General features: G+C 69.4%; 9 protein-coding genes. 2 read left to right on the top strand and 7 right to left on the bottom strand.

The window, feature by feature from the left end:
* Positions 1 to 361: 361 nt before the first annotated feature.
* The gene (locus ABT360_RS08735; RefSeq protein ID WP_351812848.1) at positions 362 to 859 is read right to left on the bottom strand and encodes a hypothetical protein; all 498 of its coding nucleotides are present in this window, start codon (positions 857 to 859) and stop codon (positions 362 to 364) included.
* A gap of 104 nt (positions 860 to 963) precedes the next feature.
* Here ABT360_RS08735 and ABT360_RS08730 point away from each other — a divergent pair, with 104 nt between their 5' ends.
* Together ABT360_RS08730 and ABT360_RS08725 are read left to right on the top strand one after the other, a co-directional pair.
* Entirely contained in the window at positions 964 to 1,149 is a 186-nt protein-coding gene (locus tag ABT360_RS08730; RefSeq protein WP_351812845.1) for a hypothetical protein, read from the top strand.
* Positions 1,150 to 1,473: 324 nt separating this feature from the next.
* On the top strand, positions 1,474 to 2,103 hold the full coding sequence (locus ABT360_RS08725) for a hypothetical protein (RefSeq protein ID WP_351812842.1): 630 nt from the start codon (positions 1,474 to 1,476) through the stop codon (positions 2,101 to 2,103).
* A gap of 246 nt (positions 2,104 to 2,349) precedes the next feature.
* On the opposite strand, the gene ABT360_RS08720 is transcribed toward ABT360_RS08725, so the two are convergent.
* From ABT360_RS08720 to ABT360_RS08695, 6 genes are all read right to left on the bottom strand, one after another.
* On the bottom strand, positions 2,350 to 4,110 hold the full coding sequence (locus ABT360_RS08720; RefSeq protein ID WP_351812839.1) for an Hsp70 family protein: 1,761 nt from the start codon (positions 4,108 to 4,110) through the stop codon (positions 2,350 to 2,352).
* Positions 4,107 to 4,850, bottom strand: a complete 744-nt coding sequence (locus ABT360_RS08715) for a hypothetical protein (RefSeq protein ID WP_351812836.1) — start codon at positions 4,848 to 4,850, stop codon at positions 4,107 to 4,109. Before ABT360_RS08715 ends, ABT360_RS08720 begins: the two co-directional genes overlap by 4 nt.
* Before the next feature lie 173 nt (positions 4,851 to 5,023).
* Positions 5,024 to 6,766, bottom strand: coding sequence for a hypothetical protein (locus ABT360_RS08710; RefSeq protein ID WP_351812834.1), 1,743 nt, complete (start codon positions 6,764 to 6,766; stop codon positions 5,024 to 5,026).
* Positions 6,766 to 12,231: a DEAD/DEAH box helicase gene (locus ABT360_RS08705; protein ID WP_351812831.1), complete on the bottom strand. Its 5,466-nt coding sequence runs from the start codon at positions 12,229 to 12,231 to the stop codon at positions 6,766 to 6,768. Before ABT360_RS08705 ends, ABT360_RS08710 begins: the two co-directional genes overlap by 1 nt.
* Positions 12,228 to 13,220 carry a hypothetical protein gene (locus ABT360_RS08700; protein WP_351812828.1) on the bottom strand — a complete coding sequence of 331 codons (993 nt, stop codon included), beginning with the start codon at positions 13,218 to 13,220 and terminating at the stop codon, positions 12,228 to 12,230. The genes ABT360_RS08705 and ABT360_RS08700 overlap by 4 nt, the downstream gene beginning before the upstream one ends.
* Positions 13,217 to 15,277: a hypothetical protein gene (locus ABT360_RS08695; protein ID WP_351812825.1), complete on the bottom strand. Its 2,061-nt coding sequence runs from the start codon at positions 15,275 to 15,277 to the stop codon at positions 13,217 to 13,219. The genes ABT360_RS08700 and ABT360_RS08695 overlap by 4 nt, the downstream gene beginning before the upstream one ends.
* Positions 15,278 to 15,448: the final 171 nt, after the last annotated feature.

Below are 15,448 nucleotides of genomic sequence, written 5' to 3'. Positions count from 1 at the left end.
GGCGCTGGCGCGGATGGAGCGGATGGACCTGACGCTCGGCCCGGTCACCTGTCGTCCCGGCGGCCGTCGCCGTCCGGGTCAGCCCTCGGGGCGGCGATCGCACCCGAGCCGGTGAGGATCCCCGCACCCGTACCGCCACCGCGGAGCGGCTGCGCCACGTTCCGATCGCCTCGGCGAGCGTGTGGGGCCGCTGCCCGCGCGGACTTGGTCCCTCGCGGACGGGCGGGCAGGCCCAGGGCCGGGACCGCCCCCACGCCCTGCGGCCGGTTCCCCGGCACGCTCCGACCTCACCAGCAGGCATGCGTACGGGACGCCGAGCCGTCCCTCCACGGGCGGCGGGCCACTCGGCCGCCGGCGCTGATCAGACCTGGCTCGCGAGGCGTTCGTCGTAGTAGTCCTCACCGCCGACGAGAACCGAGGTGACGTACAGGGGCAGACCGCCACGCGTTCGGGCGACCTCTTGGGACGTCTGACGGGTGAAGCCCAGGGAGACTCCTGGGATGAAGGGGTACTCGGGCTCGGTCCGGTCCACCGTCCATCCGCGCTCCTCCGCGCTGCGGAAGAGGTCCTCGGCCGGTGTCGAGAAGACGTCGTCGCCCTCGAGAAGCACAGGGACGTCGGTACGGCGGCCTTCACCCGGCCACCACAGTTCGACCGCGGTAACGGACTGCCCGGCATCCTCCAGCAGGACGTTGACCCGGACTTCGTGGCACGACGTGTAGATCGTCGTCGACGGATCGTCCTCGTCATACTCGATCTTGGGTGTCCCCCAGGGGGTGACCGCGTCGACGGCCTCATCGAGAGTCATGCCCAGCCGTACGGGGCCGGCGCTGCGGGGCGGATCCAGAACGAGGTCCATGAGAATGCGCGCCTTTCCTTGTGCTTGAGTCCGCTACTTCAGGATGTCGTGATCGATCGTCCAGCCACATTTCTGGAGCATCTTCTGGAACTACGGTGGGTCCGGTGCAGCGCGCCCAGCTGTGGCGCGCCATGGAGGACCTCACCGCCGCGGTGTCGGCTCGGGGCATGGCGACCTATCCGCAGATCCGCGCGCAGGCTGCCGACCTGTTGCGGAAGCAGGGCCCCGCTACCTGCACGTCGTCCTGGACGAGGCTCAGGACCTCCACCCGGCGCAGTGGCGGGTGCTGAGGGCTTGCGTGGCGCCGGGGCCGGACGATCTTTTCCTCGTCGGCGATCCGATCAGCGCATCCACGATTCGAGGGTTTTGTTTCGCTGCGTTCGCTGGATATAGCGGTAACCGGCCGGTCCACCAGGCTACGAATCAACTACCGCAGCACGGAGGAAATCCTCACCTGGGCTGCGTCGCTGCTCGACGGGCAACGTATCGAACGCCTCGGCGAGGACGATGAGGACGGCGACCCGGACAGCCTCACGGGTTACCGGTCGGAACTGCACGGCAGAAGACCGTCAGCACGCGGCTGGCCGACCCAGGACGAGGAGCTCGCCACGCTGATGACGCAGGTGCGTTCGTGGATCGACGACGACGGCGTCGTCCCGCCCGACATCGCTGTGTGTGCCCGCTTCAACACGCTGGTCGACGCCGTCATTGCCAGGCTCCGCCGCGAAGGCATCCCCGCGGTAGCCGTGAAGGATGCGGTCGGCCCGGCGGTGAGCGGCGTACGCGTCGCCACCATGCACGCCATGAAGGGGCTGGAGTTCCGTTGTGTCGCCGCGGTCGGGGTCACAGCGGGCGTGCTGCCCTTCCCACCGCAGATCACGCCGGTGGAAGTCGATCCGCTGCAGCATCGCTCCGACATGCTCGCCGAGCACTGCCTGCTCTTCGTCGCATGCACCCGGGCGCCCGCGACGCCCTTGCCGCTTCTTGGCCCGGAGAACGGTCCACGCTGCTGGCCCCCGTGGCCGACTAGCGAAGCCGACGAAGCACCGATCATGTTCAGGTGTGGGTCCGGTCGGCACCGGCAGCGGGGCCTTCCTGTGCCGGCCGGGCCGACGCACGTCGGCGGTCGGGGGTGCCCATGGGTGGGGCATGCTCCCCAAAAGCAAAAGACCCCTGAAGAACAGGGGTCCCAGCTGGTGGGTCGTTCACGAGTTCCCTTGACCAGGCACAACAGAGGCAATTGATGTTGAGGTTCCCGCGAGTCGCAAGATCACTCCCCAAGTGAATGCACATGCATTTTATTGAAGGGATGCACCTACGCCCGGATCGAACACCGGCAAACCGTCGTCGGACTGATCAATGAGTACCACCGAGCCAGCTGATCGTCCGGCAAAGCCGCAGCTCACAGGCTGTGAAGACATTCTGAAGCGGTACGGGTGGAGCGAGCTACTGGCGCACCCGGAGATTACCCACCAGAGTCCAGAGGCTGGTCAGAGTCCCCCCGTCACCACGCCCTGCGGCTCGCCGTTGACCGTTACGGCCGGATCGGCCTCCACCACACGCACAGACATGTCGATCGGTGCGGGGCGGGCGTTGGCTGATTCAGCTGCTGAGAGGTGACGGACGTTGGAGGAGTCGTTTGCGAACGGGCGGACGGTATGGGCCAAGAGGCGGGTCAGTTCATCGGCGAGGCCGTGCTGCAGTGGGGTGCCGTCGGGGCCGAAGGAATCGATCTCGCGCTCGACGAGCTGCTTGCCGGTGGCGGCGTGGGTGGCGGTGAAGCGCAGAATGCCGCTCTCGTTGTAGCGGAACTTGATCTCGATCCTGTTCCGGCGGATGTCCTGTTCGCGGGTCGGAAGATCCACCTCGATGTTGGCCAGGGGGAAGGCACGGTCGCTGTCTGCGGAGTAGCCGACCTCGCCCTCGATCACCGGCACCCGTACGAAGGAAGCACCCGGCGTGTCCGGGTAGAAGTTGGCCGAACCCTCCGCGGGAAGCGTGGCATTGCGTCGGATGATGGCGCGGAAGCCCTTCCGTTCGCCCGCGCTCACAGCCGTGCCCAGGTCGTAGCTGGTGACCAAGGAGAAGTCTTTGTCGTCACCGAGTTCGCCGTCGAGGGAGGCCGCATAGATGGCTGCGCCTCGGGCGACGGCGGTCATGGGCCGACACAGGCCGCTGTCGACGATGCGATCGTGGCCGAGGAGCTCGCCCAGGGCATGACGCACCTGGGGGATCTGCGAGGTGCCGCCGATCATCAGGACGGAGTCAATGTCGTCCGAGGAGATGGCCAGGTCTGCCAGGGCCTGCTGGACCGGCTCCAAGGCGCGGGTGATGAGCGGGGTGACCGCCTCGGTGTACTCGACCGCGGTGATCCTGACCTCACGCCTCGAGACCGAGGGGGCGAGGCCGATCGGGAGATCGAAGAAGAGCGCGCCATCCATCGGCACGGAGGACAGGGCGATCTTCGTCAGCTCGACCGACCGGCGCCACCGGCGTCGTTCGGCCTTGGTGAGCTGGTCCGCGGTCAGGCCGATCTTCTGCTGGATCAGCTTGGCCAGCGCGTTGTCGAACTCCAGGCCTCCGAGGGCAGTGATGCCGCGGGAGGTCTGCTCTTCGAAGAGGCCGTCGTCGTATTCGAGGACGGTGACGTCGATGGTGCCGCCGCCCCAGTCGAAGACGAGGAAACGGCCGGGGATCGGGACGTCGCGGGCGTACGAGATCGCAGCCGCGGTGGGCTCGTTGAGCAGGGCCCGGACCCTCACTCCGCCGAGCGCTGCCGCGGCACGGGTGCGGTAGCGGGCGCCGCCCGTGGCATTGGCGGGGACGGTGACAACCGCGTTGGATAGGTCGAGCAGCTGGGCGGAGACGCCTTCCTTCATCCGGCTGAAGAGGGAGGCGGCCGCGACCGTGCTGTGGAATTTCTCCGAGCCGACCCAGACGTGGTGTTCTTCAAGCTGGGCTGCGACCCCGAGGCCGTCGATGTCGCCGTCCTTCTCGGCACCGGAGCGGGTGCCGAGCATGCGCTTCACGGCGTCGAGCGGCTCGCTCGTGCCGGTCTTCGCCTCCCAGCCGAAGCAGAGGGTGCGCTGAAGGTCACGCACGGACAGCACGGAGGGGAAGAGCTGCTCGAACTCCGACATCCGCCACTGAGCGGGCACGTTGTCGTCGTCGACCGGCAGCACTTCGGTGGTGTGCCCGTTCCAGTGGGCCACCACGGAGTTGCTGGTTCCGAAGTCGATACCGAAAGTCATCGCGTTCCCCTTTGCTTCATCCGGCGGTCCCTGTTTCCTCCAGAACGGGGACGTGCCCCGCCGTTTCGCCGCTCGTTGCCTCTATGATGCTGCTTTTCGGGTTCCTGACCCCGGTGGGGCTTCTTCCTCTCCTGCTGTGTGGGAGCCTCCTTCTCCGGCTGCTTCTTATCGGCTTCTGCATGCTTCGCCCTGCGTTTCCGCCCCGGCTTCATTTTGCTGGGCTCGGGCAACGGTTTCGGGAACGGTTCCTTAGCAACGGCCCGCAGCCAACCGCGTTCGACAAGCTTCCCTGACTCCTTGTCGACGTAGGCCGGAGCGACGACTTCAAAGGTGACCGGGCCTCTCTTCGTCACGCCGGGCTGGTCCTCGACGACGTTGAACAGCGACTGATCGCCGGTGTCACCGACAACCTGCAGCCCGGCCTTCGCGGCCTCGTGCTCGAGGCGGGTCAGCACCACCTGCAGGGACTTTGCGTCCAGCGCCTGCCGGTGCAGGACGGCAAGCTGTGCCAGGTGCATCTGGCGCGTGCGGATACTCTCCAGCACACCCTTGCGCACTGCTTCGGTGAACTGGGGAAGCACTCGGCGCATCAGCTCGGCCCGGAAGGCGGAGACCAGATCGGCGTCGTTCTCCTTATCGGCCAGAGCTGCGCCCAGTTTCTCCGTCGCCTGCTCCAACTCCTTCTCCACCAAGGGCAGGAGCGTCTCGGTGACCGACTTCAAGATCGCGGCTGCGTCCAAGGTCCCAGGGGTGAACTCGGATACGCGGCTCTCGGTGAACCGCCAGGGAGCGGCCTCGGCCGCCCTGAGCTCCCCACGACTCCGCACGCTTCCGCTGTTCGGCCCTCGTCCCCCTATCGGCTGGGATTTGTCTCGGGGTCCAGAACCACTGTCGCCTTTACCGGCTCCGTTGCTCACAATGTGCTGCTCTCTGAGTCTTCAAGGGCTGCAGGGTCTTCAGCAGCCGGGGAAAGGCGTTCTGTCGCCCTGGTGATTATTTCGCGGGCCGCCTCGGTGCGAGACCACTCGCGGTCGCTGTCCGTGGGCGGCTTGGTGAGCCTCTGCAGAGGCTCGGGCGGGAGTTCCAGCCGGTGGCTCGTGCCGGTGGGGTCCTTCCAGCGGTGCGGGGTGAGCGGGACGGCGAACCGCGGTACTACCTGCTGCTCGCGCTCGGCTCTCTCGATCATGTCCTTGGCGCGGTTGATCCGGATGCGGCCACTGTCGTCGAGCTCCTTTCTCAGGGCGCGCCAGGCCTTCTTCCAGTCGTCCGCCCCGTCGGGCACGCCGAGCACCAGATAAGGGTTGAGCGGCTGGTCGCGTTCTCCGCTGGGCCGGTCTTCCAGGAAACCCCGATTCTTCCGCAGCATGGCTACGGCACCTCCGCCGAGCTGGTCCCGCACCGGGGGACGGCCTTCGGCGTCCTGCTCCAGGAGTTTGAGGGACTCCGTCATCTCCTGGCCCGCGCGCAAGTAGGCCTGGACGTTCTGAGCCTCCCAGCGCACCGGCTGTGAGTGGTGCCGGAGCCTAGCGGCCATGGTGAGCGCCGCCTTCCTCCGCTGTTCCGCCGTCTCATCGTCCCCGCGGAGGAGGGCACGGTGCATCTGCCGCACGGCCCTGATCAGGGTCCGTACGCCGATCCAGCCGTTGAACTTCTTGTTGCTCGCGCTGCGCACGCTGGGGTGGGTCCTCTCCAGGAGGCCCCACAGCCGCTCGTCGGCGACGAGGTCGTCTGGGACCTCTCCGGTCCGCCGCACCTCGCGCAGGGCGTCGAGGAGCTTCTGCGTCGGTGGTAGGAGGTCGGTCCACTCCTCGGCGATGGCCTTTGCGTCGTCGGCCTGCAGCCTCACCAGCAGGCGCCAGTCCGGCGGCCAGTCACGGCCGGGTTCGGTTCCGGGGCCTGACTCCCGGCGCTCCCGTTCCAGGGGCCAGGCCAACAGGTCGATCTCCTCGTCGGTGAGGGACGCCGGGTCCAAGCGGGCCCGGAAGTAGGCGGCACGGGAGGTGCCGTCGCGCTCGGGTACCGCGCCGATCCACTCCTCGTCGATGTAGTCGTCGAGAAGCGGCCGGGGAAGTGTCGCCAGGAGCGCCCTCTGCCGAGGGGCCGGCAGGTTAGTGTCCATCAGGCGACGGTCGTCCTGGTAGATCTGCCACATGCTGTCCGGCTCCCCAAGGAGCAGAAGCGGCTTGTCCTCCAGGAGGGCGCGGGCGCGGCCGTAGAGCAAGCCACTGAAGACGTCCAGCCCGTGCTCCTGTGCCATGACGAGTAGGGAGACGCCCCTGACCCGATCGTCCTGCCGGGCCGCTGCATCGGCCGCGGCCCGGGCCAGCTTCTGCGCGGAGAGCGTCCCGGTCGCCGCCTTCAGCGCATGGGGCAGCATGCGTGCGGCGAACGAGCGGGCGCGTTCCCAGGTCTCCCGGTCGGTGAAACCTTCGGGGATCGGCTGGGGCATGACCGGTTCCGGTTCCGGCTGCTTCTGCGGCGGAACGACCGGAGTGGGGCCGCCGCCGGCTTCCGCGCCCTGCAAAGCTTTCCCGACTGCCCGCCCCTGGGCGCGGGCCTGTCGGAGGGCGAGGCGGCGGGCGATCTCGCGCTGCCGCAGCTCCTCCACACGGGCCTGCTCGTCGTGGCCCGCTCCCAGCGGGGTTTCTGCCGTCATCAGAGCTCCTCCGCGAAGATGTGCACCTGCTCGATCACCGCGGCAGGGGTCCTGTCCAGGCTGTAGGAGTCGGCGAAGGCCACCTGGGTGGCGAGACTTGCGGCACGGACCTCGTGACGCAGGGCCTGGAGCCGTTCGTTCCCACACTCCTCGGAGGCGGACTCCAGCGGATGCTTGACGGCGACCGCGACGGGCTCGCCGGTGAAGTCCGAGGTGAAGAGGGCCACGGGTCCGGCGGCGGTCTCCTTGAGACTGACGGTGGGCTCCTCGTCCGCCCACCCCTTCAACAGGACGGCGTGCTCATCCGGGTCGATCCGCAGCTTCCGGCCGCGCAGGGCGTCGGTCAGGTCGCGGGCGAGCCGCCAGTCGTAGAGCGGGTGGAGGCGCATGTTGGAGTAGTCGCGCAGGCAGGCGTAGCAGGAGCTGCGGCAGTTGTGCGCATGATGGTCCGCCTCCAGGTCGTGCACGTAGCGGTCGACCGCCTGGAGGAACTCGTCGATGTGTTCCTCCGAACCGAGGTAGGTGCTGAAGCCCGCGCCGTTGTCGAGGCTGTCCGCCAGGTAGGCCATGACTGGGGCGGCCACCGGGGCGTCCGAGCCGTGGATGCCGCTGAGGAGTTCCTCCGGCTGCACGTCCAGGTGCGGGGCGGCGGCACGGCGCAGCAGGGCCGCCAGCGAGTACCAGGCGGCGCGCCGGCCGTGGTATGCCTCGGGGAAGCCGTCGATCTGCTGGGACCTCGAGATGTCGAAGCGGAGGCCCCGGTTCGTGTCGAGGGCGCCCTTGGCTCCGATGAAGAGCATGTCGGTGTGCTGGGTGGCGCCGAGGGCGATCTCCAGGTCGGCTTCCGCCTTGGGGTTGTCCAGAGCGAGGTATCCGCGCCACGGGCTGGTGTTCTTGGCGAACCGGAAGAGTTTTCCGGAATTGGTGTTGACGATGTAGCGGTCACCGCTGCCGGTGTGGACGACCATCCAGTCGTCATCGGCACGGTGGATGCGCGGGGCGGTCTTCTCCAGGTCGGTGGCGGTCCGTGCGCTGGTGGCGTTGGAGCCGAGCTCCCGGTAGCCGTCGTAGTCCCGTGCTTCGTGAGCGGCCCGGAAGCCCGCGGGCTCCCGGAAGGGGACGGCCCTGTAGTACTTGCTCTCCGCGCCGCAGGCGGGGCAGGTACCGGCGCTCCCGGTTTCCGGCTCGACGGCAGCCTGCGGGTCCACGTGGGAGCAGATCCGGCACATGGCGACCAGCTGTTCCGGTCCGAACGGCTCTTCGACGGCCTGAACTCCGCGACCGCTCGGGACGAGGGAGACCACTCCCCTGGAGCGGAGCAGACGGCCGTCCTGCGGGGTTTCGCTGCCCGGTGCGAACTTGCTGAGGGCAACGGCCAGGTCGCGGTTGACGGAGTCGGCCGGCGGCCAGGGGAAGGTCCTTCGCGGGATGCTCCGGTAGAGGAGGCGGGAGCGGGTCGGGAAGCCGAACATGGGCAGGAGCCCCGCCTCCGCCAGGCGCTGGCTGAGGTCGGAGTGGCCGACCGTCCGGGCTGCCACCTCGTCGACGTGGACGAGGAGTTCGTCGACGGCGGCCACCGGATCGATGGCGGCGATGCTCTCCGGTGTTCCGGCCCGGAAGGCGGCGGCAGCGGCTTCGATGCGCTCCTCGTGATCGGCGATCCAGCGGCGCACGGCACCACGGTGCGTCGGCCAGTCGGCGGCGAGGCCGAACTGTCCGTGGACGTTGGACGTCATGTCCGGCCCCTTCCTGCGGTCCTGCGGCTGCAGGGGCTCGAAGGCCTGGCGCAGGACCTCTCCCAGCAGGACCCGCCGGAAGACGGAGACCATGCCGAGGACCAGGTAGGGCGGCGGGGTCGGGTCGTTGGTGATGGCTTCCGGGCGGGCGAAGTAGTGCTCGTCGTGACTGCGGCCGCGGCAGACGGTGAGGGCCACGGCGACCGGGCTGTTGCGTCGGCCCGCTCGCCCCACCCGCTGCTGGTAGTTGAAGCGGGTGGGCGGCATGTTGGCCATGATCACGGTGTTGAGGGGGCCGATGTCTACACCGGCCTCCATGGTCGTGGTCACGGAGAGCAGTTCCAGGCCGTCCGCCTGCGGGACGTCGTCGTCGCCGAGGAAGACGTCCTGGAAGAGGCTCTGCCGGCGCTGCGCCTCCAGCCGGTCCGTCTGGCCGGTCAGCTCCGCGGTGCGCAGGGGGAAGTCACCGGTGCGGTGGGCGGCCTTCCACGCGTAGTAGTCGTCTTCGAGGACTCCGTTGTACTGCTGGGGCACGTCGGGCAGAGGGGTCGAGCACTTGGTGCACAGCCCCACGCCCGGGTGAAGATGCGGCCGGTGGCAGGAGCGGCACGTCCAGGTCTTGTTCTCGCCGGGGCGGAGCGCCACCTTCTCCGGCTTGATGACGTAGTCGACCACGGCGTCCTTCCAGACGCCGAGCACCCGGTCCTCGATCGTCCGCACATCGGTGCCCTGGCGTTCGGCGACCTGCTTCCAGAAACGCTTCAGAGGCGCGGGCGGCCTCTGCAGAGAGGCACGTATCCGGGTGAAGCGCCGCATCAGGCCGAGGATCCGCAGACTGGCACGCGCCACGGCCTGATCGCTGTCCGGGCCGGTCTCCAAGGGCGAGCGGTCGTCGCGCAGGCAGAGCCAGCCGAGTCCGAGCGATTCGAAGTCACGGCCGCCGCCGGAGAAGAGGCTGCCGATGGTCTCGAGGCGGAGGCGGGAGCGGAGGCGGTTGAGGAGTTCCTCCTGTGCCTGGGTCTCCACCACCGCTTCCCGGTCCCGCTCCCAGTTGTAGAGCGCGGTCCAGGGCTGTCCGGCCGAGGTCTGCTGGAGCGAGGCCGCGGGACCGGCGGGGTTGGTGCCGTACGTCAGCAGCATGCCTTCGAGGTCGGAGGCGAGGTCGTCCAGGGAGGGCAGTTCGGAGAACTTCCGCTCCAGGTCGGGCAGGAGTTCCGGTTCCGCGTCGAGGTCGTCGGCGAGGATCGCCTTCAGGCGCCCCCAGTCCGCCGGGTCGCGGTCCCGCAGCCGTTCCATCGCAGCACGGGCACCGGCACGGTCGACGGCTTCCCCGCCGTAGTGGGCCTTGACCAGCTGGAGGTCTCGGAACGGATCTCCCTGCTTCTCGACGGCTTGGGCGCTGAGCAGGCGGAGAAGGTCCTGGTGGTGGCGGAGGGCGAGACCGCTGGCGAGTTCGGAGGCGTCGTCGCGGCTGTCGGAGAAGGCAATTGCCTTGCGCCGGCCGTCGGGAAGGTGGCCGAGGGCTTCGGTCACCAGCACCTGGTTGATCTTGTAGAAACCGGTGCGCATCCGCCGGACCGGCGCGCTGCGCAGCCGGTCAGGAGATTCCAGCGGTATGAAACGGCCGTCCCTGTCGTACTTGATCTCCCAGTCGTCGCCGCAGGCAGGGCAGCGGGTGGGGAAGGCCTGAAGCCGGGCCGGGTCATGAGCCGGCTTCTTGCCCTCCTTGTCCAGGGGCACGGAGATGTGGAACGACCATCCGGTGTGCTGGACGTCCATGTTCTCCAGGCGGCCGGTGGCGGGCTGGTAGGCGCTGCGGCGGAACTCGAACTCGACTTGCGGCCCGCCGTCGGACAGGCCCGCGTGCCAGCCGGGGTCGTCGAGGCCGAGGCCCTTTGTACGCGGCCAGTACACGACGTAGTTGGCCGCGGTGGGTGCCCCGCTGGCCTCGTCGGGAAGCAGATCCATGTCCGGGAAGTCGGTGTGCAGGGCACCGGTGAACTTGCGCCGCCGGGTGTCCTTGGGGCTGGCGTACCCGCCGAGCATCAGGTCGCCGCAGGCCTGGCAGGAGAGAAGCTCCAGTACGCGGGCGCCGCAAATGCAGCGGGAGGTGGGCTCGGCGAAGAGCCGGCCGACCCGGCGTTCGGGGCCGTGCTCCACGGGGATGCGGGGGCAGTTCGGGTCGGAGCAGGCCCAGACGCCCTCGATGTTCCGGAAGAAGAAGTGGGCGCGGAGCTGGGGGAGTTCAGGGTCCTGGGCGGAGCCGAGTACGCGCAGGACGCCGTGGAGGGCGTCCTGGCGCTGTTCCTCGGGGACGTCCGGGAAGAGGTTCTTCGCCAGTTCGGGGGCGGGCAGGGCACGGGGCTTCCCGCCGGGAGTGAGTGCGCGCTGGAGCGCCGGGCCGAGGCCGGTCTCGAGAGCCAGGGCGACGGCTTCGTCCTGGGTGACGGGGGCTTTCGCGGCCTGCGCGAGGCGTTCGGTGTGGGCGGCCAGGTCGCCCTCGCCGCGGATCTCCTTCGCCTTCCCGGGGATGATGACGCGCCGGGAGCCGGGCAGGGCGAAGAACCCGTCGAGGAACTCGTCGTCCCGGCCGGCCTCCAGGGAGGCGGAGGCGGCGAGTACACGCAGCTTCTCGGGGCTCTTGTCGAGGCCGAGGCGGTGGCGGAGGTTGCGCAGCAGGTAGGCCACCTCGGTGCCGGCCGTGCCGCGGTACATGTGGAGCTCGTCGAGGATCAGGGTGAGGCGGGCGCCGGGGGTTTCCTCCAGCCACTTCCTGGTGGCGCTGAAGATGTGCTCCTCCTGCTTGCGGAGCAGCATGATGTTCAGCATCGAGTAGTTGGTGACCATGATGTCCGGCGGCGCGGCCTGCATGTCCCAGCGGGCGTGCATCTCCGCTCCGCCGAGGCGCGGGACGAAGGGCCGCAGTTCCTCGTCGAGCTTCTCGTCGGCCTTGCGCTGCCGTTCCTGGACCTCCCGCAGGTACTGCTTCAGACGGAAGTTCGCCGGCTCGGAGTCGCGGCTGCCGGAGACGGGGGTGGCTCCGGTGTAGCGGCCGAAGTAGAAGCGGTGTCCGTTGCGCTTCCGGTCCAGCCATGCATGGGCCTCGCGGCTGTCCAGCGACTTCCGGAGCCGGACCAGTTGGTCGTCGGCGAGGGCGTTGGTGGGATAGAGGACCAGGACGCGCAGGGCGGCGGGGTGCCCGTGCTCGCCCTGTCGGCTGGGCACGTGGTCGCCGTCTGTCTGCCACCATTCGGGCTGCACCGCACGGGTGCCCTGCCAGTGGGCGGACTCTGCGACCAGGTCGGCGAGGACCGGCAGCAGGAAGGACTCCGTCTTGCCGGAACCGGTGCCCGCGGTGACCACGAAGTCCTTGCCCGCGCAGGCGGCGACCAGGGCGTCGTGCTGATGCCGGTAGAGGCTGGTCACGCCGTCGGGGAGAGTGAAGCGGGCGAACTCGGCCGCGTCGGGGTGAGCCCCTGCTTCGGCGAAGGACTCCGCGATGCCGACGCCCCGGGAGGCGTACCGCGGGCGCAGTTCGATCAGCGGGTCGCGCCAGGCCCCGTTGTCCCGGTCCAGGAGAATGCGCCGTTCCTCCATGACGGAACGGTCCTCGACGCCGAAGGGGGTGTCGTAGTAGCGGAAGAGTGCGCTGCGCAGGTCGTCGAAAGTGCCCATGACGTCCTGGATATCGGTGTTCGCCACTGCCGCCGTCTGCCGTTCGACGCTCACTTGGTCCTCCCGCCGGTGGCCGCCACCGGTCGCGGCATGGTCTCCAGGTTCTGCTGCAGCGAGGCCGCGATCGCCTCGGCGAGCGCCCTCGGCACGTTGTCGTACGCGCGGGTCTGCGTTTGCTTGCCCACCGAGGGCGGGAAGCCGCTGCACAGGACGGCCGCGCGCTCGTGCAGGGCGGGCAGGGGCGCGTACCGGTCGACGAGGAGTCGGCCGATGCCCGCACGGCCCTTGCCGGATTCCGGCCGCCAGCGCATCGCGCCGACGCGGTGGCGGGCGAGTTCCAGGTAGACGCCCGTCTCGCGTTCGACTGTATGGAAGACGCCGTTGCGTCGGACGCGGGTCAAGCGCGCGTAGTCGGCTCCGCGCCACCGGTACAGCCCGTCCTCGTCGTCCCTTTCCACGGGGACGAACCGCTGGAGGCGCAGCTCGTACTTCTCCAGCGTGTTGGCGGTGCTCCCACCGGGCGGTGCCGACTCGGGGCCCGGCGCCGCCTGCGGAAGCAGTTCCGTCAACCGCAGGGCGGCGCAGGGCACGTAGCGGGCCCCGAGGAACTCCGCGGCTTCCTGCAGGGTCAACGGGTCCTCGTACTGGAACAGGAGGGTGTCGGGCAGCGGGGCCTCACCGGCCTCCGGCGTGTGAGGGACGGTGATCAGCTCCAACCACTCCTGTGCCGCCTCCTCGACGCGCGTGCTGATCCGCGCGGTGCGCGCGCCGGTCAGCACCGCGAGACCGTCGGCGTGGGGCAGCCGGGTCAGCACCGGCGGGGCCACCGACCAGCGATCGGCGCGCGGGTCCACGTCGATGAAGCCGAGGGCAGCGGCCTTGCGCATCCAGTCCCAGTCGGCGTACTCCGTGAGTTCCAGGCCCCATGCCTGGGCCTGGCCGCGGACACCGTCGCGCAGTGCGGACGCCTTGCCGCTGCGGCTTTCGCTCAGCCAGCGCAGGAGGATCCCGCCGAACTCGGTGCTGCTCATCGGTTCCGTCATCGGTCCAGCTCCTTCGCTGCCTGCACATACGCGGCCCACGAGGGCTCGGCGGACGCCTGCTGGGCGTTGAGGACGGCGCGGGCCCAGGCCCGCGGGTTGCCGGCACTCTTCGGCTTCGGCGTTCCGGGGTTCACCGGGCGGCCCTTCCAGCGTCCGCTGCGGCGCTCCAGGAGCCAGCCGCCGACGCCGTGGAAGCCTGCTTCGAAGCGGAGCGGTGCGGGGGTGTCGGGGAGGCGTTCGGTCCACCAGTCCGGTCGCTCCGGAATGTCCAGCGTCCACAGCCGTCCGTCGGCCGCCGTGAACAGCACCTCGTCAGCGTCCCGGCGACACAGCTCCATGACGGTCGCCGCGTCCTGGGGGGTGGCGCCCGTGCAGTCGGCGCCGGTGATGCCGGTCGGCAGGGTCTGCTGGTCGAGGACGGAGGGCGACGGGGAGGCCTTGCCGTCCACGACGGTGAAGCCGCAGACCCTGGTCGCCTTCGGCTCGACGACGGCCTGGTCCGCGGTGGCGAAGCCGATCTCCACGCCCGCGTAACTCACCGTGTGACGGCCAGGCTCCAGCCGGAGCACAGCCAGAGGGACGGGGCGGCCCGCGGCGATCGCCTTCCTGAGCTCGGGCCGCTCCTTTCCGTCGACCAGGAGGGTGTCCGTGCCCTCCGTGGCGTCCGGGAGGACCACCTGGGGCTCGCCTCCCCGCAGGTACAGGTGGGGATCGAGCGAGGGCGCGAGCTTCAGCCCGCCCTCGAGGCGGAGCTTGAACTGCGCCGGGGGATGCAGGAGACCGACCGCGCCCTGAACCTCCATCAGCGCGCGGCGCAGGGTGACCGCGTCGTGGAAGGTGACGGGTTTGTGCAGGGACCAGCCCTGTGGCACCCAGGCCAGCTTGCTGGTGTCGGCGCTCCGGCCCGTGGTCGCGGCCTTGTCCAGCAGCCGCTGCACGTCCCGCTGCGCGGTCGGGGCGGCGAGCACGACGTGTGCCTCTCCCGGGCGGAACCCATCGGTGCCTGCCCAGACGCCGAGCACGTCGTTCCGTGCGAGCACCAGGACGGAGCAGGAGGGGCGGCTGAGCACCAGGTCGTCCCCGTCGCGGCGGATGCCCCTGGTGAGAGTGTCCGCGCTCGGTACGGGCAGGCCCGTCACCTCGTAGTAGGCGGTGTCACCGAGCTGCTCGAGGACGACGCCGCCGCTGAGCTCGATGCGCGTATCCTGCTCCGCGGACCGCAGGCGCGCCACCCAGCTGAGACGCCCCGCGTCCAGCCGTACCAGGAGTTCGGCCCGGGTGACACCAGTGGGCACCAGCTCGTCCGAACCGTCCCAGGAAGCGGTGTAGTTGCCGATCAGCCTGGCGAGGAATGGGCGGAACTCCTCCTCCCGCAGGGCGTTGCGGAAGCCCTTGGAGAAGTGCTGCTCCATGCCTCTGATCTCGATCTGGGCCAGCAGCGTCTCCCCCGGCAGGGGCCAGGTCGTGCCGTGTTCCCGCAACGACCGGAAGAACTTCGGCAGGAAGGACCGGTCCGCGCCGCTGAGGAGCGCCTGGGACTGGGCGAACCCGATCATGCTGCGGTTGGAGGGCAGGTCGGCGGGGGCGGGAAGGGTGCACAGGCCCCGCGCGCCCTCCTGGCTGTGCTGCCAGGAGGCCAGCACCTGCCACATGCGGGATATGGGCTCGTAGTGGTGGCTGCCCAGTCGCTTCTCGTCGCCGGTCAGCAGCTCGGAGAAACGGGCGTGGTAGGCGGTGGCCCGGTGGTTCCGGTCGTTCACCATCCGGGACGCGGCCATCACCGAGCAGGCCAGCAGCGGCAGGAAGGCGGGCACGCCGTCCTTGTCCTGCTGCCGCCTGCGCCAGCGGTAGTCCTCCAGTGCGCTGTACGGTTCCGTGGTCCCCAACCGCAGGAACCTCCCCACGCATTGGGCGAGAGGCTCCTCGAGGCCGTACCCGTGTCTGAGCTCCTGCTCCACGTCGTCGTCGACGTAGAAGAGCGTCGGATGGCCCGCGTGCTGCCGTCCGAAGAACTCTTCGGCCAGCGCTTCCTGCCACCCCTGATAAGAATGATCCACTCTGTCCCCACAAGAGATGCCCCGATGCCCCATTTCGTCAAATCCCCGGCATGGAACGGTCTTCCGCATCACCCTAGCCCCGCCACTGACAACGGGTCACTACCGAACGCCCTCGCAGGCGCAGCCCTCTACTGCCACGGCCCGGAGCAACCTGACGGCACGCACCACACA

This window comes from Streptomyces sp. NPDC000229 (genome assembly GCF_040300825.1).
Lineage (GTDB): Bacteria > Actinomycetota > Actinomycetes > Streptomycetales > Streptomycetaceae > Streptomyces.
Note: the sequence above shows the minus strand (reverse complement) of the source record. Positions and strands in the feature narration are given on the sequence as shown.

Excerpts from the sequence above, each read along its gene's own strand:
- ABT360_RS08735 (WP_351812848.1), bottom strand. The coding sequence starts at position 859 with ATGGACCTCGTTCTGGATCCGCCCCGCAGCGCCGGCCCCGTACGGCTG.
- ABT360_RS08725 (WP_351812842.1), top strand. The coding sequence starts at position 1,474 with ATGACGCAGGTGCGTTCGTGGATCGACGACGACGGCGTCGTCCCGCCC.
- ABT360_RS08720 (WP_351812839.1), bottom strand. The coding sequence starts at position 4,110 with ATGACTTTCGGTATCGACTTCGGAACCAGCAACTCCGTGGTGGCCCAC.
- ABT360_RS08710 (WP_351812834.1), bottom strand. The coding sequence starts at position 6,766 with ATGACGGCAGAAACCCCGCTGGGAGCGGGCCACGACGAGCAGGCCCGT.
- ABT360_RS08700 (WP_351812828.1), bottom strand. The coding sequence starts at position 13,220 with ATGACGGAACCGATGAGCAGCACCGAGTTCGGCGGGATCCTCCTGCGC.